20 protein-coding genes are annotated in these 22,985 nt (G+C 39.4%); 5 read left to right on the top strand and 15 right to left on the bottom strand.

All coding sequences use genetic code 11. From position 1 onward, the window contains the following. Positions 1-344: 344 nt before the first annotated feature. The 3 genes from PMI_RS17115 to PMI_RS17105 are packed head-to-tail and all read right to left on the bottom strand — an operon-like array spanning position 345 to position 3,634. On the bottom strand, positions 345-1,508 hold the full coding sequence (locus PMI_RS17115) for an ABC transporter permease (RefSeq protein ID WP_012368735.1): 1,164 nt from the start codon (positions 1,506-1,508) through the stop codon (positions 345-347). Then, positions 1,508-2,653, bottom strand: coding sequence for an ABC transporter permease (locus tag PMI_RS17110; protein WP_004246220.1), 1,146 nt, complete (start codon positions 2,651-2,653; stop codon positions 1,508-1,510). The genes PMI_RS17115 and PMI_RS17110 overlap by 1 nt, the downstream gene beginning before the upstream one ends. Positions 2,654-2,662: 9 nt before the next feature. Continuing rightward, positions 2,663-3,634: an HlyD family secretion protein gene (locus tag PMI_RS17105; protein WP_004246221.1), complete on the bottom strand. Its 972-nt coding sequence runs from the start codon at positions 3,632-3,634 to the stop codon at positions 2,663-2,665. A gap of 235 nt (positions 3,635-3,869) precedes the next feature. Between PMI_RS17105 and PMI_RS17100 the strand changes: the two genes are divergently transcribed. Genes PMI_RS17100 through PMI_RS17090 form a run of 3 tightly spaced genes read left to right on the top strand, consistent with a single transcriptional unit; the run spans position 3,870 to position 6,689 of the window. Beyond that, positions 3,870-5,573 carry a sensor histidine kinase gene (locus PMI_RS17100; protein WP_004246222.1) on the top strand — a complete coding sequence of 568 codons (1,704 nt, stop codon included), beginning with the start codon at positions 3,870-3,872 and terminating at the stop codon, positions 5,571-5,573. 2 nt (positions 5,574-5,575) lie between these two features. Further along, positions 5,576-6,292 carry a two-component system response regulator BtsR gene (gene btsR, locus PMI_RS17095; protein WP_004246223.1) on the top strand — a complete coding sequence of 239 codons (717 nt, stop codon included), beginning with the start codon at positions 5,576-5,578 and terminating at the stop codon, positions 6,290-6,292. Between the two features lie 22 nt (positions 6,293-6,314). Beyond that, entirely contained in the window at positions 6,315-6,689 is a 375-nt protein-coding gene (locus PMI_RS17090; RefSeq protein ID WP_004246224.1) for a YjaA family stress response protein, read from the top strand. 180 nt (positions 6,690-6,869) lie between these two features. On the opposite strand, the gene PMI_RS17085 is transcribed toward PMI_RS17090, so the two are convergent. Further along, positions 6,870-7,115: a hypothetical protein gene (locus PMI_RS17085; RefSeq protein ID WP_004246226.1), complete on the bottom strand. Its 246-nt coding sequence runs from the start codon at positions 7,113-7,115 to the stop codon at positions 6,870-6,872. A gap of 195 nt (positions 7,116-7,310) precedes the next feature. On the opposite strand from PMI_RS17085, the gene PMI_RS17080 reads away from it, so the two are divergent. Next, positions 7,311-7,517 carry a hypothetical protein gene (locus tag PMI_RS17080; RefSeq protein ID WP_036919638.1) on the top strand — a complete coding sequence of 69 codons (207 nt, stop codon included), beginning with the start codon at positions 7,311-7,313 and terminating at the stop codon, positions 7,515-7,517. A gap of 56 nt (positions 7,518-7,573) precedes the next feature. On the opposite strand, the gene PMI_RS17075 is transcribed toward PMI_RS17080, so the two are convergent. Genes PMI_RS17075 through PMI_RS17065 form a run of 3 tightly spaced genes read right to left on the bottom strand, consistent with a single transcriptional unit; the run spans position 7,574 to position 10,209 of the window. Next, positions 7,574-8,821 carry an MFS transporter gene (locus tag PMI_RS17075; protein ID WP_036919636.1) on the bottom strand — a complete coding sequence of 416 codons (1,248 nt, stop codon included), beginning with the start codon at positions 8,819-8,821 and terminating at the stop codon, positions 7,574-7,576. An 11-nt stretch (positions 8,822-8,832) separates the two neighbouring features. Beyond that, on the bottom strand, positions 8,833-9,210 hold the full coding sequence (locus PMI_RS17070) for a RidA family protein (protein ID WP_004246229.1): 378 nt from the start codon (positions 9,208-9,210) through the stop codon (positions 8,833-8,835). 36 nt (positions 9,211-9,246) lie between these two features. Beyond that, on the bottom strand, positions 9,247-10,209 hold the full coding sequence (locus PMI_RS17065) for a sugar phosphate isomerase/epimerase family protein (protein WP_004249599.1): 963 nt from the start codon (positions 10,207-10,209) through the stop codon (positions 9,247-9,249). 186 nt (positions 10,210-10,395) lie between these two features. Between PMI_RS17065 and PMI_RS17060 the strand changes: the two genes are divergently transcribed. After that, positions 10,396-11,046, top strand: coding sequence for a helix-turn-helix transcriptional regulator (locus PMI_RS17060; RefSeq protein WP_004246231.1), 651 nt, complete (start codon positions 10,396-10,398; stop codon positions 11,044-11,046). 182 nt (positions 11,047-11,228) lie between these two features. On the opposite strand, the gene PMI_RS17055 is transcribed toward PMI_RS17060, so the two are convergent. From PMI_RS17055 to nusA, 8 genes are all read right to left on the bottom strand, one after another. Continuing rightward, entirely contained in the window at positions 11,229-13,064 is a 1,836-nt protein-coding gene (locus PMI_RS17055; protein WP_026090516.1) for a DEAD/DEAH family ATP-dependent RNA helicase, read from the bottom strand. 171 nt (positions 13,065-13,235) lie between these two features. Then, positions 13,236-14,123 (bottom strand): lipoprotein NlpI, encoded by an 888-nt coding sequence (gene nlpI / locus PMI_RS17050; RefSeq protein ID WP_004249600.1) that lies wholly within the window; start codon positions 14,121-14,123, stop codon positions 13,236-13,238. A gap of 114 nt (positions 14,124-14,237) precedes the next feature. Beyond that, a complete protein-coding gene (gene pnp / locus PMI_RS17045) occupies positions 14,238-16,367 on the bottom strand; it encodes a polyribonucleotide nucleotidyltransferase (RefSeq protein WP_004246234.1) in 2,130 nt (709 codons plus the stop codon). A gap of 269 nt (positions 16,368-16,636) precedes the next feature. Next, on the bottom strand, positions 16,637-16,906 hold the full coding sequence (gene rpsO, locus PMI_RS17040; protein ID WP_004253005.1) for a 30S ribosomal protein S15: 270 nt from the start codon (positions 16,904-16,906) through the stop codon (positions 16,637-16,639). 122 nt (positions 16,907-17,028) lie between these two features. Next, positions 17,029-17,985 carry a tRNA pseudouridine(55) synthase TruB gene (truB, locus tag PMI_RS17035; RefSeq protein WP_012368732.1) on the bottom strand — a complete coding sequence of 319 codons (957 nt, stop codon included), beginning with the start codon at positions 17,983-17,985 and terminating at the stop codon, positions 17,029-17,031. After that, positions 17,985-18,386, bottom strand: a complete 402-nt coding sequence (rbfA, locus tag PMI_RS17030; protein ID WP_004246236.1) for a 30S ribosome-binding factor RbfA — start codon at positions 18,384-18,386, stop codon at positions 17,985-17,987. The genes truB and rbfA overlap by 1 nt, the downstream gene beginning before the upstream one ends. A 307-nt stretch (positions 18,387-18,693) precedes the next feature. Then, positions 18,694-21,444: a translation initiation factor IF-2 gene (gene infB, locus PMI_RS17025; protein ID WP_004246237.1), complete on the bottom strand. Its 2,751-nt coding sequence runs from the start codon at positions 21,442-21,444 to the stop codon at positions 18,694-18,696. Between the two features lie 22 nt (positions 21,445-21,466). Further along, positions 21,467-22,975: a transcription termination factor NusA gene (gene nusA, locus PMI_RS17020; RefSeq protein WP_012368731.1), complete on the bottom strand. Its 1,509-nt coding sequence runs from the start codon at positions 22,973-22,975 to the stop codon at positions 21,467-21,469. Positions 22,976-22,985 lie beyond the last annotated feature (10 nt).

Genomic DNA, 22,985 nt, shown 5'->3' with positions numbered 1-22,985 from the left:
ATTGGTTTATTTTAATTAAGTGTCATTACTAGTTTTTATATAATTATTTGTTTTTTATGTTTATATAAAAAGTAATCAATTTATTTTTTATATATTAAGATAAGGAAAAGCACTTAAAATAGTTCACATCAATTATTATAGCAATAACATTAATTATTTAAGCTTATTAAAAACATTATTATTATTAAGATAATATCTTTAGATAGAGATTGCATAAAAGTAAAATAATTTAAACAAATTTTTGTTATTAATAGACTATTATAGAAAATTTACACTAAAATAAAAAAGACGGGATAACTTTTCAGTAATCCCGTCCTATTTACCTAGCATATTACAGATATTATTTACTTTGAACGGTGGTAATGTCTCGCCCAATGCTTAAATTGATGAGTAATTTTCCTTAACTCACCATTGCGCAACATACCCACTAACACCCCCAAAATGGTATATATCACGCCTAAAACCAGCATCATCACGATATCCCCTAGGATGCTTTGGAATGATAATCCCATCTGGTTAATTCCGGCCATAGCATTTACAGCCCATGTAGAAGGTAATGCAGAGGATATTGCCAATACCCAATCCGGCATAGCTTGTAATGGCCAAATAGTTCCCGAAATATAGAATACTGGTGTCGTCACAAATGCCAATGTTAAGTAAATCATCTCAACACTGCGCAAGCATTCGGTGATCAACTTACCTAATCCTAATACCGCTAATAAGAATGGGAAGGTCAACATCCAAATTTGATAAAGTGGTGCTTCTTGACGATAGCCTAATACCCACGGCCATAGTGCAAAGAACACCGAAGATAAAAAGAGCCAAATCGGTATAAGTGCAGATAGCGCGCCTAAATATACCGCTAACGGAGGCTTCCCTTTTGGCGTTCCTCTGACGGCGATACTCACTCGTACACAAGCAATTAATAATGAGTGTTGCAATAACATCACTAACAAGCCTGGGAAAATAATGGCGGCAAAACTGACCCCAGGGTTATACATGGCGATAGTTTCACTTTGGATCGGTTTTAATAATATTTTTGACTGTGTCGCACTAAAACCCGCATTTTGTAAGATACGGCCGTTATAGTTATCTAATAATTGCTGATACGCCTGCATTAATTCTTGCTGAATTTGTCCACTAGCAAGGCGGTTGGTCGCATCTCCATACACAGGAACGGTAACATTTTTGCCATTAAGCAGTTTTTTTTCAAAATCTGTTGGAATGATAATAATGGCAAACAGTTCACGCATGATCATGTCATGACGAGCTTCATCTAAATTATCATATCCCTTTAAGCTTAATTTAGGTGTGGCATCTAATGAGCGGATAAGGGCATAACTGGCGGGGCTATGATCTTGATTGATCACCGCCACAGGCAGATCCCACAATACAGGTTTAGCGTAGACTAAACTCATAATGCAAAGAGAAACCAATAATAACATCCACATCGGTTTTTCTAACATGCCTAATAAAACACGCTTAAATGTTTGGAAATACATCTGCATCATACGACACCTACCTGTAATTCCAATCTTTTAAAGATGCGTTTGCGAACTAAAAGCGCAATCGCAAAAGGATAAATCAACAAAAGCGTGCACACATAAAGAATACCTTGTAACGAAACTTCCCTTAAGAAGATATCAAACATAGCATTTAAGGCGTGCGTTAACGGCTCTAGATTAGAAATGATTCGAGCAGGTAATATCATCGACAGTTCAGGCACCGCCATCCCTGAAAAAGCTAAGGCGATACTCACTAGCATACCTATCATACTGTATGCGGTTATCGCACTATTGGTAAATGTAAACAACAGCAACCCAATACTTTGTGCCGCGATGATATAAAAGAACCCCACCAATATCATATAAAGCGGATTACCATTGACTTTTGCCCCTGAAAAATGCACTAACGCCGCTAATTCAACCATTAATAATGTTAAGAAAAACAGCGTATAAGGTGCTAATTTACCTATTAGGGCAAAAGTGAAAGGTTTTAGGTTTAATAGCATATTACCCCGTGATAAGGAGTAAATCGTGCAGGTGACAACAAAGAGTTGCAGCATATGAATGGTTGCAGCAAATTGTTGATAGTAGATATAACTACCACTAGCATTAAACAGGCTGTCATAAGAGAGTGTTACTTTGGCTAAAGGCGGCACTGGCTTATTCATCTCTTGCGCTAAAACAGTGCGATATTGAGCATTAAGCTCGGCAATTAACCCGCTAAAATCCTGTATAGCATAGCTACCCGCAGCATAATACAACCCATTGTAATACATTCGGGTTGTCGGCTGTTTGCCTGCTAATACATCTTTTTCAAAATGGCGGGGGATCATTAAAATAGCGTAATCTTTTGCACTTCCTAGCTGCTCTAAGGCGGTTCGCGGATTTGTATCTAGTGCACTTAATTTTGCATGAGAGCCTGCATTTAAATCTCGGATCAACGTTTTTGATAGTGGACTATTATCATTATTGATAACGGAAACTGGCAAGTTCAGCAAAGTACCTTCTGAAAAGTTAGCACTAATTAATGTGAATAACATTAATGGAAACAGCCAGCTTAGCCAGTGGAACACTGGGCTTCGCACTGCCATATGGGTTTCTCGTGAGAATGCGCTATTAAAACCACGCCAAGCTGCCTTTACTCTCATTATTCGCCCTTACTTATCCCAACGCCATAATGCGCTCATACCAGGACGTAGTCCTTCAATTTGTGCCGTTGGATACAGTCGAACTTCAAAGGTTTTTAAGTCGAAATCTCCTGTTGCACGCGTCGCTCTTTTCGTTGCGTAATCTCCCATAGGAGCAATATAGCGAACTTCTGCTTCCACTTCTTTATTGCCTAACGCAGGAACAGTGATGGTGATGCGATCGCCTTTGCGGATATCGGCTAAAATATCTTCACGCAAGTTATATACAAAATAGGCTTCAGGGAGACGAATTAATGTAGCTAATGGGCTATTGGCATTAAAAAGCTCACCCACTTCCGCAGGAATAGGCCCCACTTCGCCGTCAACCGGAGCTTTTACCTGTAAATCTTGTTGCTGAACTTTCAGCTCAATTAATTGCTGCTCTGCTTGTTGTAGTGCGGCTCGGTATTTCTCACGTAATTCAATACGATCACCATTTTTCGCTTCATCTAATTCAGCTTGTGCTGCTTTGGCTTGCTGCACGGCAACATCTCGACGACTACGAGCACTATCAAGCTCATTGGCAGAGACATAACCTTTATTGGCGACCGCACTAAGACGCTGATAATCTTTCGTTGCATTGGTGGCTTGTGCTTGCGCCTGAGATAAGATCGCTTGTAAATTGCGAATGCTTTCTTCTCTTGTACCGTGAATAGAGAGATCTAATTGAGCTTGAGCTTGGGCTTTTGCCGCTTCCAGTGCAGCCACTTGAGCATTGAGTTCTGGGCTATCTAAGGTGATCATCAATTGCCCCGCTTTAACATCATCACCCCGCTCAATATGACGCTCTATAACACGTCCTTTGGCTTTAGAGGCCACAATAACTTCAGGTGCATCCACTTCACCTTGCAGTAATAAATATTGATTATGCGCGCGGAAAAGAACGGCTAATGCAATAAGTATTAGCATTAATAAAATAAGATAGATGGCTCTTTTTTTCATATAACGATTAGACCTTAATAGTGAAGTAGAACACTCACTGATAGCGTTATCTTACACAATAACTGACTATTTCTTTAAGAATTTTGTGCGCTAGATCACTGACTCAGAGGAAGATTTTCTTTGATAGTACGATTAAGTTATTCTTATACCAAATTTTATTACTCCACGAATAGCCTCATTTTATCTACGTTTTTTTAATTTATTAAATAAACACAGAAAATGGTACACACAACTTATGTACGAATTTGATTTAATTTTGCTGTTATTACAGCAAATGTGCGTTTATCTCATTATTGCGTGGTTTCTCAGCAAAACGCCGCTATTTACGCCTCTTTTACAAGTGACTATCAAACTTCCACATAAATTAATGTGCTATGTGATTTTCTCCATTTTCTGCATTATGGGCACCTATTTTGGATTGCATATTAATGACTCTATTGCTAATACCCGTGCTATTGGCTCCGTATTAGGCGGATTATTAGGTGGCCCGTATGTAGGCTTTCTCGTTGGCTTCACGGGTGGCTTACACCGCTATTCCCTCGGCGGGATGACAGCGTTAAGTTGTATGGTATCCACTATCGCAGAAGGATTAATTGGTGGATTAGTTCATCGTTATTATGTAAAACATGGACAAATGCACCGCATATTTAATCCTTGGACAGCGGCTACCGTCACCTTTTTTGCCGAAATAATACAGATGAGTATTATTTTATTACTCGCTCGTCCTTTTGATGAAGCACTTTCTTTAGTAAAAAATATTGCCGCTCCTATGATTGTAGCAAATACAATAGGTGCTGCGATGTTTATTAGGATATTACAAGATAGACGTGCCATTTTTGAAAAATATACCAGTGCTTTCTCCGCTCAAGCATTAAAAATTGCGGTTTGCACTGAAGGTATTTTACGTAAAGGCTTTAACCAAGATAATAGTACTCGTGTTGCAAAAGTTATCTACCAAGAATTAAAAGTCAGTGCTGTCGCCATTACGGATAGAGATAAACTACTCGCTTTTATTGGTATTGGCGCTGATCATCATTTGCCGGGTACACCGATTTCCTCAGAACAATCTAAACAAGCCATTAATAATAACGAAGTCGTGTATGCGGACGGCAATGAGACACCTTATCGATGTACCCTTTCTCCACATTGTAAATTAGGCTCGACACTGGTTATTCCTTTACGAGGAGAAAATAATCGCGTTATTGGCACCATAAAGCTCTATGAAGCAAAGAATCGCTTATTTAGCTCCATTAATAGAACCTTAGGAGAAGGGATCGCCAGTCTATTATCAGCACAAATTCTTGCCGGGCAATACGAAAGAAATAAACAATCACTATTAGAATCAGAAATTAAATTACTACACGCACAAGTCAATCCCCACTTTTTATTTAATGCATTAAATACATTACAAGCCGTTATTCGTCGTGATAGTGATCAAGCAAAACAGTTAGTGCAATTTCTGTCGGCTTTTTTCCGTAAGAATTTAAAAAGACCCGAAGCGATAGTGACACTCAGTGATGAAATTGAACACGTCACGGCTTATTTACAAATTGAAAAAGCGCGCTTTCAAGAAAGTTTACAGATAGATATTCAGATACCTGAACATTTAGCCACTGCGCGCCTTCCTGCATTTTCGCTTCAGCCTATGGTTGAGAATGCAATTAAACATGGAACATCACAGTTATTAGGCATCGGAAAGATTACAATTAGAGCGCATCAAGAAGACCACTTAATAGTGATCGAAATTAGTGATAATGCAGGGCTTTATCATTCGCAAGGCGCATCACATCAGCTCGGTTTAGGAATGAGACTTGTCGATAAGCGGATTAAATTACGCTATGGTGATCTATATGGTGTACTTGTGGAGTGTCAGCCTGATAACTATACCAAAATAAAAATCTGTTTACCCTTAGAAAAAAATATGGATAACGCAGCATAACAATGAATATATTAATCGTTGATGATGAGCCGCTTGCTCGTGAAAATTTACGTTGTTTACTCGAAGAAGAAAAAGATATTCATATTATTGGTGAATGCAGTAATGCTATTGAGGCGATAGGGGAAATACATCGTAAAAAACCTGATGTGGTTTTTCTTGATATTCAAATGCCACGTATTACTGGCTTAGAAATGGTCTCAATGCTTGATCCTGAACATCGCCCTTATATTGTCTTTTTAACGGCATTTGAAGAATATGCTATTCAAGCATTCGAAGAGCACGCTTTTGATTATTTGCTCAAACCATTAGAGCAAGAGCGTTTAGCCAAAACATTAAGTCGTTTACGCCAAGGCAATAAACAAAATATTGATTTATTATCACCACCAGAAGAACGCTTAAAGTGCATTCCTTGTACTGGGCATAGCCGTATTTGGCTAATGCCAATCGATGAAGCCGTGTTTGCTACATCACGATTAAGCGGTGTCTATGTCACCAATAATCAAGGGCAAGAAGGTTTTACTGAGCTTACATTACGTACTTTAGAAACACGCACTCCGCTGGTACGTTGCCATCGTCAATATTTAGTGAATATGGATTATGTCAATGAAATTGTTTTTGGTGATAATGGACAAGCAGAACTTATTTTACATAATAATAAACAAATTCCGGTCAGTCGACGTTACCTTAAACCCTTAAAAGAAGCGATTGGCTTAATTTAATCAGTAAAAAGGAATAAGCTTGATGGAACCCATTTATATTAAAGTTTATATTAATCGCATCGAAGTTCGTGATCTTCACACCAAAAAAGAATTTTCTGTAGAACGTCATTTTACTCATAGCCGAATGTTAATTGGTGATTTTTACCCTGCTATTGAAGCGATACGAACAGCACTTACTCAAATAGGTATTAACCCATTATCCTTTTTTTGTCGAAAAAGAAATGTGGTAATTCATCCTTTAGAACGTACCGAAGATGGATTATCCCAAGTAGAAATTCGATTATTCAATGAAGTCATTGCCGGTGGGTTGAATAACAAATACAAAAAAATCGTTATTAGTGCAAAACTCACACCACTTATGGATGCAGAGGTGATTGAATTAATCAATAAATCATAACCCTACATAAAATCAGTATTTAACCATTTACAAATAAGTGTCTAAATACTTATTAAAAACCTGCTGATATTGTTTTCTAGAAAATATAAATTGTTTAATAGGTGTTATTCCATGCTTATCCAAATCTAAAGCCTCCTCTCTATCTAATCCATCCTTATATGCAATATTATTCCATTTCACCTAATGTTCTGTAATATCTAAAGTACAAGAAATCACAGAACAATAATCACTACCACAATGGCAACGATAAAGCACTAATCGATTATTCTCTAATTGACTATAAACAGGTTTAATACCTAAATATTGTTCGGCTTTACTGTAAATTATTTTATTACGATTGTAATTAGGAAAGTTATCTTTATCAACAATAAAAATATCAAAATCAAAATCTAAAAACCGCCAATCCGTTTGCCGATCAAACCCCAACCATTTGTCTAATCCCTTACCATCAATATAGAAATTAATGCACTCTTGGAATATGCCAATAAAATGTACCCAATTGAGTAATTATTTATTTCTACTTTATATAGAAAAAACCAGCCAATTTTTGTTGACTGGTTTTTCAATTTATATCATCAACTCAATTGAATACTGAGTGAATTATATTCTTATTGATTATGAGTGCTACTACGGCGACGTGGTACATTTTCGTTATTACCGCCCTCGCTCACCATTTACCTGAACAATTTGCTTAATCCATTAGAGCAAGAGCGTTTAGCCAAAACATTAAGTCGTTTACGCCAAGGCAATAAACAAAATATTGATTTATTATCGCCACCAGAAGAACGCTTAAAGTGCATTCCTTGTACTAGGTATAGCCGTATTTAGCTAATGCCAATCGATGAAGCAGTGTTTGCTAGATCACAATTAAGCGGTGTCTATTTTTAAGCTATATTTAAAGTGTTATTTATCATTTTAATACGCTTAGCTAATATGGTTGCACAAATAAAACCAAGCAAACTAAAAGTGACCATAATACTAAATACATAGTTATATCCTTGAATGCCCTCAAAATTATCTAATAATGACCCATAGAGAGCATAAGCAAACATGGAAGGCATATAACCAATAATACACCCAAACGCCATCGCTGAACCTGCATATTGTCTTGGTGTTCCAATTTCATCCATTGGTGCAAAGAAAATAGCTCTTTGCGAGAAAATGATTGCACCGAAACCTAATGTTGCAGTCATACCTAAATAGACATTCATTGAGTCATGAGGCAACATAATGAAAATAGCCATTGCAATCGCAGATAATAAAAATGTCCATTTCAGATATATTGTTGGCGATTTTGCAACTTTGTCAGCTAAAAATCCGCCTAATGGACCACCTATCATTTTTAGTGCATATTGATTAATAATGCCATAGGCACCGATAAGGGCTATTGGTAGTGCGTAAATATCTTTTAAAAAAGGAATAAAATAAGTTAACCCACAGTAAGCAGAATAAACAAAGAAGATACTCATTGATGCTAACCATAAGTTAGGACATTTTACGACATTTTTAATCCCTTCCAAAACTTGGCGATTAGCTTCACTTGCTGAGGAGGTTTCCTTCTTATCGTCATTATCCACAATAAAATATGTAATTATACCTACTATTATTGTAGCAAGCGTATAATAAATTAATCCTGCTTGCATACCTGTTTTACCTTCACCAAATAAAACAAATATATAAAGAGCTCCCGAAGCTACTAGAACATCAACAACCCCTCGCCCAGCTTCTAGAAAACCAAACATACGTCCTTGTTCTTCTTTATTTCCTAATAAACGTACCGATTTTAGTAAAACAGGCCAATAAACAACCTCACCGAAAAATGCCATTGCACCAAATGCAATTAAATAACCCGTAAAAGGAGGCAGTGTGCTTAAATAAGCACCACATAAACCTACCCCAATTAAGCCCGCTGGTAATAAAATTTTCTTAGAGAAGCGATCGGCAATATACAATGATGAAAATAATCCGATTGTTTGAATAATGGCATAAATAGTAAAGCCAAAACCAATTTGGGTGTTAGATAATCCCCAATCTTGTTGCATTGGCACATAAAATACATCTTTCATGCTGGATAGTTTGAATATAGTCCCACCACCCAAAATAAGAAAACATAATTTTCCCCATTTATTCATGATCATATTTCCTATTTTTTATAAGCGATAGCTTCTATTTCAATTAAAACATCTTTAGGTAGACGAGAAACTTCCACACATGAACGAGCTGGGTATTTTCCTGATGTAAAAAAAGAAGAATAAATATTATTAAAAATAGGAAAATCTTTTATATCTTTAATAAAACAAGTCGTTTTAACAATATCATCCATTGATGCACCGGCAGCTTCTATAATAGCTTTTAAATTATTCATAGCTTTTAATGTTTGTGTTTCAATATCATTTCCCATAACAGAACCATCATGAGTATTGAATGGGCAACAACCTGAAATATAAATATGATTTTCAACTTTAATTGCTTGTGAATAAGGACCAATAGCTTCTGGTGCTGATGTAGTATTAATAATCATGAGATCACTCCAATATTTGATAACTATTTTTATATATTAATAACAATATTTTTTTCTTAGTTCTTTTAATTTATTAACAGAAACTTGTACACAACGCTCTTGTGCGTCCATTAATGTTTTTAATGCAACAGGAGAAATTTTAGCTGGATAATAATATTCCAAGGGGTTAATTAATTGCGTATCAAAAGGTGGTGATTTAACTTCAAAGCTTCCACTTAATTCAAATACTCCCCCCGTTCCTTTATCTCTAGCAAAATGAGATGTATAGGGAAAACAGTTTTCTAAGTTAATACGTGTTACAGGCGAATGTTCAACTAATAAACGAAAACATTCATCGATATCAATACTCCCTTCACCAAGAGGCATTCCTGTAATTACCAGTGTTTCATCATCATGTGTAACAATATGATCTTTAAAATGAGTGCTATATGTATAAGGTGCTAATTTGCTCACTGTTACTATAGGATCTTCCCACGCCATCATGCCATTACCAATATCACAATGTGCACCAACCCAAATAGAATCAATATCTTTTACAATATTTAAGATTTCATCAGCCGTTTCATCTTCATGATTTTCTATTGCAAGACGTATACGATATTTTTTTAATAATGGAACAATAGACTTAATATCTTGAATAATTTTAGGGTATTGTTTCGGATTGTATTGTCCTCGACGAAACATATAAGTACGTATCACATCAGCACCAATTCCTCGAGCGATATCAATTGCTTTTGTTAATGCCTTTGGTGTTGTAAAACGTGTATCTAATTCACAATAAAGATTTTTATCTTCAATTGCCTGACGTACTTTTGCTAAATATTCAGGGCTATCACTTGTTAACACACCAAATTCTGGGTGTAATCCTTCATCAGGAATGATATTTAATTCGACCCCATCCAGCCCTAATTCAGTTGCTTTATTTATAAAATCAAAAACATCCATTACACCCTGCTGAAAAAATAGGTGATAGGACTCTGTTTCAATACCTAGTTTCATAATTTCTTCCTCGAATTCCTATACCCGTATTTAGCCATATTAAGAAAATAAAGTATGTGCTTAGGATCATAAAACTTAACTTAGTATAAAAATATTTTACTCAGTATTATCCGAGTATACTAAATATGGATTTCGACAACTTTTAACGTTAGAATTATTTAACTGTAATTATGGGTAAAATTTCTTATGGACCTTCCTACAAACCAAAAGATTACTGAAGAAGATCGGCATCTACTCCGCTCTTATATTCCTTTTCTCGATAATTTGGGGCAATTTCTCGGTGATTATTGTGAAATAGTGCTACATAGTTTTGAGGATTTACGCCATTCCGTTATCCACATAGTTAATGGACATGTTACTGGTCGTGGATTAGGTGCCCCCGTAACAAATATTGCTTTAGAAAAACTCTCAAAATTTAATCGAACAGATCAAATGTGGGAGGTTTATTTCAATACAAAAAGTGTTCGGCCATTTAAATCATCATCTACTTTAATTGTAAATAATGCAGGTACACCTATTGGTATGATTTGTATGAACTTTGCTCTCGATATGCCATTAAATGCATTAATAGATAGTTTTACTGATACAAATAATTTAAAACATGAAAATTTTTCACAAGATGTGAATAATCTTGTACAGAATCATCTAGAACCAATTAAAAAGAGAGTTTATGGAAATAAAAATATTCCAAGTAAATACAAGAACTTAGAGATAATTAAAGAATTAAATGAAAGTGGACTTTTTGAATTTTCAGCAACACATAAAATAGTATCCGCCGAATTAGGCATAAGCTCAGCAACAATTTATAAGCATTTAAGAAATTTAAGTAAGAAATAATAATAAGATTTACTTATTGTCTAGTAGGAGATGGGATCACTCCTGTCGTCCTCTAACAGCACCCTACTTACGGCTGCATATAAGGCGCCAAACACCACGCTCAGCATACTATAAAAAAACCAGTCCATTGTATGGACTGGTTTTTATCAATTCAGCTTAAAATTGAATAAACTTTAAGTTTCTTATTGATTATGAGAGCTACTACGGCGACGTGGTGCGTTTTCGTTATTACCGCGACCACGGAAGTTACCACGCTCGCCATTACCACGGCGTGGTGGTTGATCGCCTTTACTAAAGCGACGACCACCTTGTGGCTGACCATCACGACGGCTGCTATTACGGCGCTCACGGTAAGGTTGTGCATCACCCACTAACTGCATATTCAATGGTTTATTCATAATGCGAGTACGAGTGAAGTGGCTTAATAAATCGCCTGGCATCCCTTTTGGTAACTCAATGGTTGAGTGAGAGCCATATAATTTGATATTACCAATATAACGGCTACTGATATCGCCTTCGTTGGCAATAGCACCAACAATATGACGAACCTCAACCCCATCATCACGACCCACTTCAATACGATAAAGATCCATTTCACCCGCATCACGGCGCTCACGACGTGGAGAACGTTCGCGATCGTTACGGCGATCGTCACGATCGTTAAATTCACGACGAGGACGACGTACTGGATCAGGTGGCAGAATAAGTGCACGCTCACCTTGAGCCATTTTCAGTAATACCGCCGCCAATGTTTCCATATCTAACGCTTCTTCACCTTGTGGCGCTAATTTTGGTAACAATGCACGATATTGGTCAAGGTTACTTGTTTCTAACTGTTGAGCGATTTGCTGAGCAAATTTTTCCTGACGACGCTGACTAATCAGCTCTGCGTTTGGTAATTCAACTTCAGGAATAGACATCTTCATCGTGCGCTCGATATTGCGCAGTAAACGGCGCTCACGATTATCAACAAATAGAATTGCACGACCCGCACGACCAGCACGGCCAGTACGTCCAATACGGTGTACATAAGACTCTGAATCCATAGGGATATCATAGTTGACAACCAAGCTGATACGGTCAACATCCAGACCACGCGCAGCAACATCCGTTGCGATAAGGATATCTAAACGGCCGTTTTTCAGACGCTCTAATGTTTGCTCACGCAGAGACTGATTCATGTCACCATTCAATGCCGCACTGTTATAGCCATTACGCTCTAAGGTTTCTGCTACTTCTAAGGTCGCATTTTTTGTACGAACGAAAATAATAGCTGCATCGAAATCTTCTGCTTCTAAGAAACGGATTAATGCTTCATTTTTACGTGCACCATAAGTCATCCAATAGCTTTGGCTAATATCTGGGCGTGTAGTTACACTGCTTTGAATACGTACTTCTTTTGGATCATTCATAAAGCGACGTGTAATACGACGGATAGCTTCTGGCATCGTCGCAGAGAATAATGCGGTCTGGTGCTCTGCTGGGATCTTACTTAAGATATTCTCAACATCTTCAATAAAGCCCATACGTAACATTTCATCAGCTTCATCTAATACTAAACCTTTTAGTTTAGATAAATCTAAGGTGCCACGGTTTAAGTGATCTAATAAACGACCCGGTGTACCCACAACAACTTGTGGCCCTTGGCGTAATGCACGTAGTTGAACGTCATAGCGTTGGCCGCCATACAGAGCAACGACATTCACTTTTGGTAAATGTTTAGAAAAATCTTCAATGGCTTCGGCAACCTGAACCGCAAGTTCACGGGTTGGTGCTAACACTAAAATTTGTGGTGCTTTTAATGATTCATCTAGATTGTGTAATAACGGTAAGCTAAACGCAGCGGTTTTACCACTACCGGTTTGTGCCATACCTAGAACATCATTGCCATCTAAAAGGAAAGGAATACATTGTTGCTGAATTGGAGAAGGCTTCTCGTAGCCTAAATCATTCAGTGCAGTCAAAATAGGTGCTGATAAACCTAGATCAGCAAAAGTCATATCGGTTTCAGTAGTCATGTCACTGTGCCTCATTCATTATGGCGGCCAGTTGACATAACATACCGCATGGTTTGTCGGTCTTTATCATCTAAAATGTGAACTGGCTCAAATTATATTATTAAACGAACAAACAAGCCCTCATCCTATGCAGATGATGGCTTTCAAACTGATCAAAGAAATGTTCGTCAGCTATTGCTGGTCCGATTCCGCTAGGTCTTCTTGTTGGCCTAACAGTGCTAATTCCAACAATGCGTAGCGGTGCTCAACAAAGTTATGTGCGTTGTTGGCAACCGTCAGCTTGAATAACGCTTCAGCGCTATCCATGTCCCCCAGACTTAGGTAATATTTACCTAAATAGAAGTTAGTTTCACTAAGATGCTCAGCGAGCGAAGTGTTATCGGTTGACGTTTCATTTAGCCTTTCCATTAATGTTTTTTCACTAATGTCACCTAAATAAAACTCAACTATATTCCATCCCCATTGTCCCGTTTTATTCGCCTGTAGGTATCGCTGTTTCAGCTGTTTTTTAGCAGAATCAGAGTCTATCTCTTTTTCAACAAGATATAACCAAAGCGAACGAATGGGATCATTTGGATCGACCTGATAAAACGCCTGCAGATCATCCTGCGCCAATTTCAATCGGCCACCATAGTATAAAGCGATACCACGATTAAAACGCGCATTATTGTAAGTTGGATCAAGCTCTAAAACAGAATCAAACGCTTCATAAGCAGCATCATAATTCGCTGCTTGCGTAAAATAGATACCTAGAAAATTAAAAATTTCTAGCATATCTGGTCTCATTGACAACGCCATTGAAAAATCATTGCGCGCCAATGCTCTTAAACCGAGACTATCATACAGCACACCACGCTCATATAAAAGCTGTGCATATTCATCTTCGGTTAATGAACGGCTCGCCAGAATTTGTTCTATACGAGCCAATATCACTTCTTGTTGTAAAGAAGGCTGTAGTGGAGTAGCAAAAATAGCATTCTTACGCCATTCTGGACTAGTGCTGCACCCGGAAATAAAGATGAAAACAGCAATAGAACAACCGCGCAGAAATGTTTTCATTTCTCACTCCCAAAGTCAGACTCTTTCAACAAAAAGCGTTTTATGACGTCCTACTTGTCAATCATAATAAGTCTCTACCGATACCTATGTCTAGATATCGGTAGTAGAATATCATTAATTTGCAGGATCTTCAGAAGAAGTTTCAGCTGCTTCCTGCTGGGTTGCTTGAGCCTCTTTCATGCTTAAGCGGATACGGCCTTGGCGGTCAATTTCCAGTACTTTCACTGGAACTTCTTGACCCATAGTCAGGTAATCACTTACTTTCTCAACGCGTTTGTCTGCGATTTGAGAAATATGCACCAGACCTTCTTTACCACCACCGATAGCAACAAATGCACCGAAATCAACGATACGTGTTACTTTACCGTTATAGATACGGCCAACTTCGACTTCTGCCGTGATCTCTTCGATACGAGCGATAGCTTGTTTTGCTTGTTCGCCACTAGTAGCCGCAATTTTCACTGTGCCATCATCTTCGATTTCGATAGTGGTCCCCGTTTCTTCCGTTAATGCACGGATAACTGAACCACCCTTACCGATAACATCTTTGATCTTATCAGCATTGATTTTGATAGTGTGAATACGTGGTGCAAACTCAGAAATTTCTGCACGAGGCTGGCTAATTGCACTTTCCATTACCCCTAAAATATGCAGACGTGCGCTTTTCGCTTGATTTAACGCAACTTGCATAATTTCACGAGTGATACCTTCGATTTTGATATCCATTTGTAATGCACTGACTCCGTTACGGCTACCCGCAACTTTAAAGTCCATATCACCTAAATGGTCTTCATCACCTAAAATATCAGAAAGAACAACGAAGTTTTCACCTTCTTTTACCAGACCCATTGCAATACCAGCAACAGATTCTTTAATTGGTACACCCGCATCCATCAGTGCTAAAGAAGCACCACAAACAGATGCCATTGAAGATGAACCATTGGATTCTGTAATTTCAGACACTACACGTACTGTGTATGGGAATTCTTCAATCGTTGGCATAACGGCTAATACACCACGTTTTGCTAAACGACCATGACCAATCTCACGACGTTTTGGCGAACCCATCATACCTGTTTCACCGACAGAATATGGAGGGAAGTTGTAGTGCAGTAAGAAGGTATCGGTATGCTCACCCATGATGTCATCAATGGTTTGTGCATCACGTGCAGTACCTAAAGTAGCTGTTACTAATGCTTGCGTTTCGCCACGAGTAAATAGCGCAGAGCCATGTGTACGTGGTAATAAACCTGTACGAATATCTAAAGCACGTACCATGTCTTTTTCACGACCATCGATACGAGGTTCACCCGCTAATACACGAGCACGAACAATTTTCTTCTCTAAACCAGAGAAAATTTCAATGATTTCGCCTTCGTCTAAAGACTCATCTTCTGCTAATAATGTGCTGATCACTTCATCACGAATAGCATCGATTTGCTCATAACGCTCTTGTTTTTCAGTAATACGATACGCATCACCAATACGAGTTTGTGCTAATTGAGCAATACGATCATGTAAAGATTGGTTAATAGGCTCTGGTGCCCAATCCCATTTTTCTTTACCGACTTCGGCAACTAATGCATTGATATTTTCAATCACAACTTGTTGTTGTTCATGACCAAATACCACTGCACCTAACATTTGTTCTTCTGATAATAAATCAGCTTCTGATTCAACCATCAGTACCGCACCCGCAGTACCTGCAACCACTAAGTCTAATTTACTAATTTTCAGTTCATCAACGGTTGGGTTCAGTACATATTGACCATCAATAAAGCCAACACGAGCACCACCGATAGGACCATTGAAAGGTACACCTGATAATGACAGTGCTGCAGAAGCACCAATCATAGCAACGATATCTGGGTTAACTTGTGGATTAACAGAAACCACAGTCGCAACTACTTGGATTTCGTTTAAGAACCCTTCTGGGAATAGTGGGCGTAAAGGGCGGTCAATAAGACGCGCGATTAAAGTTTCACCTTCGCCAGGACGACCTTCACGACGGAAGAAACTTCCTGGAATACGGCCAGCTGCGTATGAACGCTCTTGATAGTTAACGGTGAGTGGGAAGAAGTCTTGTCCTTCTTTCACTTTTTTCTTAGCAACAACGGTAACAAAAACAGCAGTGCCGTCCATGTCAACCATTACAGCAGCCGTTGCTTGGCGAGCCATCATGCCCGTTTCTAACGTAACGGTATGTTGACCGTATTGAAATTTACGAACTGTAGGATTCAGCAAAATAATATCCTTTATCTTATTGTCGCATGATATTTAGCGACGATGAATAATCTTTTCTCCGCTACGTCCCCTCGCGACTAATGGAAATATTTAACTTAACCACGTTTAAACACTTTCATTAGCCGCGCGAATTGTCGCAACTAGAGAGACTAAATAACCATCACCACATTAAAACATAACGACTCATTTTTGAAATAGCACTTTCTTAAAAATAGCACTTTCTAGTAGAAAAGGGGCCTACGGGCCCCTTTTCACTGAAACTCACTTGATTAGCGACGCAGACCTAAACGTTCAATCAGTGCAGTATAACGAGCTACATCTTTACGTTTCAGGTAGTCCAGCAGATTACGACGGCTGGAAACTTTACGCAGCAGACCACGACGGCTGTGGTGATCTTTTTTGTGCTCTGAAAAGTGACCTTGCAGGTGGTTGATTTCTGCAGTCAGCAGTGCGATCTGAACTTCGCTTGAGCCAGTATCGTTAGCATCACGACCGAATTCAGCAACGATCTTTGCTTTCGCTTCAGTACTTAGAGACATAATAAAACTCCAATAAAAGTAAAATTTTCAGATAGCCAATCTCTAATTCAGCTATCCAACTCAGCCACCTAAACAGATAGCCGCATTATTCTACGCTTCAAACACACTTAGCGCAAGAATTGCTATTCAGGGTTATTGAGTGCGTGATAATCCACGACTAATCTTTTCGGTGCAACTAGACCATCTTTGATGATCGCAAGGCCAATAAATTTTTTCTCATCGCCTTCGGTGACTCTGACCCATTCCCCTTCATCCAAGGTGTGATTTACCCGAACCGGTTGCCCCAGTTTTAAGTAACCCGCCATAATGGCGGTTAAATGCACCACAGGGAAATGTGCAACCGCAGTATCCATAGGCAATAATAAGGCATCTAACACAGGAAATGGTGACTCATCTTGTTGCTGAGCATCATCAATGATTGCGCGCAATTGCTCAAGCGTCACCATACGCTCTTTCGGATAATCTGCGACTTCTAAACGACGTAAGAAAATCACATGGGCACCACAGTTTAATTTCTCACCCAGATCATCAATGATAGTGCGAATATAAGTACCTTTAGAACAATGAATTTCTAGTTCTAATTCATCGTCTTCCCAGCGAATAAATTGCAATTCATACACGGTAATGGGTCTTGCTTCTCGCTCAACTTCAATACCTTGTCTTGCATATTCATAAAGTGGTTTACCTTGATGCTTAAGGGCTGAATACATTGAAGGAATTTGCAATGTTTCACCACGAAAACTCTCTAACGCAGCATCGAGCGCTTGCTGGTTAAACTGTACAGGTCGTTGCTGGATCACTTGTCCATGAGCATCAGAGGTATCTGTTCTTTCACCTAATTTGGCAATCACTCGATAGCGTTTATCTGAATCCAATAAAAACTGTGAAAACTTTGTCGCTTCACCTAAACAGATAGGAAGCATACCTGTCGCTAAAGGATCTAAAGCGCCGGTATGCCCCGCTTTACTTGCATTAAACATGCGGCGTACTTTTTGCAAAGCGTCATTCGATGAAATATCTTGAGGCTTATCAAGCAATAATACGCCGTTAATCTCACGCCCTTTACGACGACGCCCCATTACTCTTCCTCTTTATGACGGCGTTTTTCATCATCTTTGACAACATTTGACACAAGGTTAGACATACGCATACCTTCAACTAATGAATTGTCATAAGCAAATGTTAGCTCAGGAACAACACGTAAGCGCATCGCTTTACCTAATAAAGAGCGAATAAAGCCTGCTGCTTCGTTAAGGGCTTTTAAGCCATTTTCTACCATTTCTTCATCGCTTTCTTCACCTGCTGATAGGTTTAAAAAGGTGACAAATACTTTGGCGTAAGCCAGATCACGTGAAATTTCAACACCGGATACGGTGGCCATTCCAATACGTGGATCTTTTACTTCGCGCTGTAAAATGATGGCGATTTCTTTTTGCATTTCCTGAGAAACACGCTGAGCACGGCTAAAATCTCTTGCCATTTTATCTCTCCCTGACAATGTCGTTATCACTCTATTGTCATTATTGATCCAATTTTAAAATCGATGATATCTAAAGAGTATACATAAAGTCACGTTTCACAACCGCTTTACGCTTTTTTTCTCTTTAGCAATAAATCTGCTCTTTAGCGTTATCTTACCCTGTTCTTTTAATGACATAAATTACTGAAAGCCAATCTATTTCGCTTATATTGAAAAATACAGAAAAGAATAAAGGGGGAATAGCATAAAGAGAGGAATAAGAAGGGAGCCATTAAGCTCCCTTCCTTTTTAAATCAGACGTACTCGATTAATCGATAGAACGTTTAATTTCGATAACTTGGAACACTTCAATCATATCGCCAACACGGACATCGTTGTAGTTTTTCACACCGATACCACATTCCATACCATTACGGACTTCGTTGACGTCATCTTTAAAGCGACGCAGTGATTCAAGCTCACCTTCGTAAATAACCACGTTATCACGTAATACGCGAATAGGATTGTTACGTTTGATATTACCTTCAACCACCATACAACCCGCGATAGCGCCGAATTTAGGTGATTTAAACACATCACGAACCTCAGCAAGACCCATGATTTCTTGTTTGTATTCAGGCTCTAACATACCGCTCATTGCTGATTTAATTTCATCAATCAAGCTATAGATAACGGAGTAGTAACGTAAATCAACACTTTCTTGTTCGATAATACGACGAGCAGAAGCATCAGCACGAACGTTGAAACCAAGAATGATAGCATCAGAAGCAGCCGCTAAAGTCGCATCTGTTTCAGTGATACCACCCACGCCAGAACCGATAATTTTCAGTTTAACTTCATCTGTAGAAAGTTTAACTAATGCATCAGTGATGGCTTCACAAGTTCCTTGAACATCCGTTTTCAGTACGATGTTCAGTTCAGAAACTTTACCTTCTTCCATGTTAGCAAACATGTTTTCCAGTTTAGATTTCTGTTGACGAGCCAGTTTCACTTCACGGAATTTACCTTGACGATATAAGGCAACTTCACGCGCTTTTTTCTCATCACGAACAACGGTTGCTTCATCACCCGCAGAAGGTACATTAGACAGACCTAAAATCTCAACAGGCATTGATGGGCCGGCAGATTGTACTTCTTTACCTAATTCGTTACGCATTGCACGAATACGACCGTATTCAAAGCCACACAGAACGATATCACCTTTATTCAAAGTACCTTCACGAACAAGGATAGTCGCAACAGGACCACGGCCTTTATCGAGGTAAGATTCGATAACAACACCGCTTGCCATACCTTCTTTTACTGCTTTCAGTTCAAGAACTTCCGCTTGTAATAAGATAGCATCCAGCAACTCGTCAATACCTAAGCCTTGTTTTGCTGACACATGGATAAACTGAGTCTCACCACCCCAATCTTCTGGCAGAATGCCATATTGAGACAGCTCAGTTTTAACACGATCAGGATCAGCTTCTGGTTTATCAATTTTGTTCACGGCAACAACAACAGGCACATTTGCTGCTTTGGCGTGTTGGATAGCTTCGATAGTTTGTGGCATCACACCATCATCAGCAGCAACAACCAGAACAACGATATCCGTTACCTGAGCACCACGGGCACGCATTGAAGTAAATGCGGCGTGACCTGGAGTATCTAGGAAGGTAATTTCACCTTTGTCGGTTTTAACGTGATAAGCACCGATATGCTGAGTAATACCACCTGCTTCACCTGAAGCCACTTTCGTTGAACGAATGTAGTCGAGTAAAGAGGTTTTACCATGGTCAACGTGACCCATAATAGTCACCACAGGCGCACGAGATACAGCCATTTCATCGCTAGTATCACGGTCGTTCATCACTTGTTCTTCTAACTCGTTTTCACGACGTAAGATAACTTTGTGACCCATTTCTTCCGCAACCAGTTGTGCCGTTTCTTGGTCTAAAACTTGATTGATGGTTGCCATTGCACCCATTTTCATCATTGTTTTAATGACTTCAGAACCTTTCACTGCCATTTTGTTTGCTAAATCAGCAACTGAAATAGTCTCACCAATGACAACATCGCGGTTTACAGCAGCTGCTGGCTTATTGAAGCCTTGCTGTAATGTGCTGTTTTTACGTCCTTTGCCTTTCTTGTTAGAACGGCCAGCAGCGCGAGCTTCTTCACGATCTGCTTTTTCAGAGTGACGGTTATTTTTCTTTGGACGAGGGGCTTTTGCTGCACGACCACGGCCACGGCCACCTTCAACCTCAGCATCACTTTCATCTTCTGCATCACGCGCATAGCGAGATGTCGTCACATGATAGTCAGTACCTTCTGTTTCAGATGACGTATCTGAAGTCCATTTTTCAGCATTTTCTTCCGCTAAGCGACGCGCTTTTTCTGCTGCAATGCGAGCTTCTTCTTCAGCTTTACGACGCTGAGCTTCTTCTGTTTTACGTTTCAGTTCAGCCTGTTCGGCTATGCGACGTGCTTTTTCCTGATCAGCCTTATCAGCTTTTGGTTTCTCGTTTTGTTTCACTTTGTCTTTTTCCGCTGCTTCGCGCTTAGCTAATTCCGCTGCTTCACGTTTTGCTTCTTCAGCTTCACGTTTTGCCTTTTCTTCAGCCTTTTTCTTGGCTTCTTCAGCTTCACGTTTTGCTTTTTCTTCAGCTTCGCGCTGTGCTTTCTCTTGTGCTTCGCGCTGTGCTTTTTCTTCTGCTTCGCGACGCGCCTTTTCTTCCGCTTCACGCTGAGCTTGCTCTGCCGCTTGTGCTTTTTCAACTGCATCACGGTTCACATAAGTGCGTTTTTTGCGGACTTCGATGGCTACTGATTTATTTTTGCCACCTGTACCAGGAACACTTAACGTACTACGCACTTTGCGCTGTAACGTTAATTTTTCTGGTTGGCTGGTTGACTCTTTATCACGGTTCAACCAAGCCAGCAAGGTTTCTTTCTCTTTTTGGGAGACAGAATCAGAGACGGTTTTCTTAATACCGGCATCAGCAAACTGCTGTACCAAACGTTCAACCGGTGTCTGAATCTCTTCTGCAAGTGATTTTACTGTTTCATCTGTCATTCTGTTCCTTCCTGCTCAGTTGTTACGCATCATTCCCAAACCAGCAGATATTACGAGCAGCCATAATGAGTTCGCCTGCGCGCTCACTATTTAAACCGTCAATATCAGTTAGGTCGTCGATACCCTGTTCGGCAAGATCTTCCAGTGTGCAGATACCACGGGCAGCTAGATCAAATGCTAAAGAACGTTCCATGCCTTCGAGAGCTAATAAGTCCTCAGCTGGCTGGTTATCGCCTAGGCTTTCTTTTTGAGCTAGTTCAATCGTTGTTAATGCCGCTTTTGCTCTTTCACGTAATGCTTCAACTGTTTCTTCATCAAGACTGTCGATAGCTAACAGTTCGTCAATCGGCACATAAACTAACTCTTCAAGGGTAGAGAAACCTTCTTCAACTAAAACAGTTGCGAAGTCTTCATCAATGTCGAGATGCTTAGTAAATATTTCAATGGCTGCGTTTGCTTCTGCCTGATGCTTAGCATTCAGTTCATCTGCAGTCATGACATTCAGTTCCCATTTGTCATCACCACGATGTTTTTTCAGTAATTGTGCTGCTAAGCGAACATTTTGACCATTACGGCCAATCGCTTGGGCAAGATTACTGCTTTCAACAGCGACGTCCATTGTACATTTGTCTTCATCGACAACAATAGAAGCAACATCTGCCGGAGCCATTGCATTAATCACGAATTGTGCAGGATTATCATCCCACAGAACAATATCAATTCGTTCACCGCCCAGTTCACTGGAAACGGCTTGTACACGTGCACCACGCATACCAACACAAGCACCCACAGGGTCGATGCGTTTATCGTTGGTTTTTACAGCGATTTTGGCACGAGAACCTGGATCACGTGCTGCAGCTTTAATCTCAATGATCTCTTCGCCAATTTCAGGTACTTCAATGCGGAATAATTCGATCAGCATTTCAGGACGAGAACGTGTTACGAAAAGTTGTGCACCACGAGTTTCTGTACGAACATCGTATAAGACACCACGTACACGGTCACCTGGGCGGAAATTTTCACGCGGTAGCATATCTTCACGTAAGATAACGGCTTCTGCGTTATTTCCTAAATCTAGGGTGATGTTATCGCGGTTTACTTTTTTCACAACGCCCGTGATAATTTCGCCTAATTGTTCGCGGAATTGATCAACAACCATCGCTCTTTCAGCTTCACGTACTTTTTGTACGATCACTTGTTTTGCGGTCTGGGTGGTAATACGGTCGAAAGTAACAGACTCAATTTGGTCTTCAATGAAGCCGCCTAGTTCAATTTCAGGCTCTTCGTATTTAGCCGCTTCAAGTGTGATTTCACGAGTAGGCTGAGTAACTTCTTCAACCACAAGCCAACGACGGAAAGTATCAAAATCCCCCGTTTTACGATCAATGCAAACTCGTACATCAATCTCTTGCTCATATTTTTTCTTAGTCGCTGTCGCTAATGCAGTTTCCAGTGCTTCGAAAATCTTCTCACGAGGAAGAGATTTTTCGTTAGAGACCGCTTCCACAACAGCCAGAATCTCTTTGTTCATCCTAGTTGCC

It is taken from the genome of Proteus mirabilis HI4320, from assembly GCF_000069965.1.
GTDB classification, from domain to species: Bacteria; Pseudomonadota; Gammaproteobacteria; order Enterobacterales; family Enterobacteriaceae; genus Proteus; species Proteus mirabilis.
Note: the sequence above shows the minus strand (reverse complement) of the source record. Positions and strands in the feature narration are given on the sequence as shown.